At 68.8% G+C, this 1,877-nt stretch carries 3 protein-coding genes; 1 reads left to right on the top strand and 2 read right to left on the bottom strand.

Annotated elements, in window-relative coordinates; all coding sequences use genetic code 11:
- Both ACSFA3_RS22395 and ACSFA3_RS22390 read right to left on the bottom strand, forming a co-directional pair.
- Positions 1-346 (bottom strand): CoA transferase (locus ACSFA3_RS22395; protein ID WP_435507694.1); only part of this gene is annotated, 346 nt, incomplete at its 3' end.
- Positions 343-1,290: a hydroxymethylglutaryl-CoA lyase gene (locus ACSFA3_RS22390; protein ID WP_435507693.1), complete on the bottom strand. Its 948-nt coding sequence runs from the start codon at positions 1,288-1,290 to the stop codon at positions 343-345. The genes ACSFA3_RS22395 and ACSFA3_RS22390, both read right to left, overlap by 4 nt.
- 100 nt (positions 1,291-1,390) lie before the next feature.
- On the opposite strand from ACSFA3_RS22390, the gene ACSFA3_RS22385 reads away from it, so the two are divergent.
- Positions 1,391-1,877, top strand: a 487-nt coding sequence (locus tag ACSFA3_RS22385; protein ID WP_435507692.1) for a LysR family transcriptional regulator, incomplete at its 3' end; no start/stop codon positions are given.

Raw genomic sequence — 1,877 nt, 5'->3', positions numbered from 1 at the left:
CGAGGGCGGCGTAGCCCAGGCCGTACTTGTCCATGGTGCCGGGCTTGAAGTTCTGCGCCACCACGTCGGCCGTGGCGCACAGGCGCAGCGCGGCTTCCAGCCCCTGCGGGTGCCGCAGGTCGAGCGCGATGCTCTTCTTGTTGCGGTTGAACATGGGGAAGAAGCCCGCGCCCGCGCCCAGCAGGTGTCGCGTGCGGTCGCCCTCGATGGGCTCGACCTTGATGACCTCCGCCCCCAGGTCCGCAAGCACCATGCCGCAGGTCGGGCCCATGACCATGTGGGTGAACTCGACCACGCGGATACCGGTGAGCGGCAGGCGCTTTTCTTCGGTGTTTGCCGCGCTCATGCCGCGACTCCCACTGTTGCCGCGAAGGTCTTCGGAAAGCCCGCGCGCCACACCGTACCCTGCAGGGTCTCGCCTTCGAGCCAGCCCGCCACGCGCCGGCGCAGGTCGAGCAGCTTCGGCAGGTCGACGCCGGTTGCAACGCCCATGCTCTCGAGCATGAAGACAAGGTCTTCGGTGTCGACATTGCCGCTGGCACCGGGCGCATGCGGGCAGCCGCCGATGCCGGCCAGGCAGGCGTCGAAGCGCGTGATGCCCACTTCCAGCGCGGCATACGCGTTCGCGAGCCCCATGCCGCGCGTGTCGTGGAAATGGCCGCACCACAGCCTGTCGCCAGCGATGCGCAGGGCGCGCTCGAACAGGCTGCGCACCATCGCTGGATCGGCATAGCCCACGGTGTCCGCAAGGCTCACGCGATCTGCGCCCGCGTCGAGTAGCGCTTGCATCAGCCGCAGCACTTCGTCGGGCGCGACATGGCCCTGCAGCGTGCAGCCGAAGGCCGTGCCCACGCCGCCATCGATCAGCGTCTTCGAGCCCGCCGCATCGCGCGCCGCGCGCATGCGTGCGACCTCGGTCACCACCTCGTCGGGCGTCTTGCGCAGGTTGGCGAGGCTGTGCGCGTGGCTGGCCGAGAGCGGCACGACCATCAGGTCGGCCTCGCCTGCAATGGCCCGTTCGGCAACTTTGAGATTGGGCACCAGCACCGAGGCGAAGAGCCCCGGCAGCGTCTTCGCGTACGCCAGCAACTCGGCCGTGTCCGCGAGCTGCGGCAGCAGGTGCGCCGGCACGAACGAGCCGACCTCGATCTCGCGCTGCCCGGCCGCGTGCGCGTCGCGGATCCATTCGAGCTTGCGTTCGGTGGGCAGTACGCGGGCGATGCTCTGGAGCCCGTCGCGCAGGCCCACTTCGCGGACGACCGCGCGCGGCGGCAGGAATGCGTGAATCAAGACTTTGTCTCCGTCGTGAGGGTACGGAGTCGATGTTAGAAGTTCCGATTTGATCCAGAAGGTATATTTTGGAAGCCATCTGATTCCGGAACGGAACATCATGAGAGACCTAGACCTGACCACCCTGCGCCTCTTCGTCGCCGTCTGCGAAACGCGCAGCATCGCGCGCGCCGGTGAGCAGGCCAGCATCGTCGGCTCGGCCATCAGCAAGCGGCTGGCCCAGCTCGAAGAAGCCGTCGGCACGCCGCTGCTGCTGCGCAAGCGCCGCGGCGTGCTGCCCACTCCCGCCGGCGAGACCCTGCTGGAGCACGACCGCGCGATGCTCGGCAGCGTGAACCGTATCGAGCGTGACATGGCCGCCTATGCCGGCGGCGCGCGCGGGCACGTGCGCATCCTGGCCTCGGCGTCGGTGATGGCCGAATCGCTGGCCGAGGACGTGGCGGACTTTCTGCAAGACCCGGCCCACCGCAACATCCGCGTCGACATGGAAGAGCGCGTGAGCCCCGAGATCGTGCGCGGCATCCGCGAGGGCAGCGCCTCCATCGGCCTATGCTGGGACGCGGCCGACCTCGAAGGCCTGGAGCGGC

This window comes from Variovorax glucosi, from assembly GCF_051216695.1.
Taxonomy (GTDB): Bacteria; Pseudomonadota; Gammaproteobacteria; order Burkholderiales; family Burkholderiaceae_C; genus Variovorax.
This window is presented reverse-complemented; position numbering and strand designations above follow the sequence as displayed.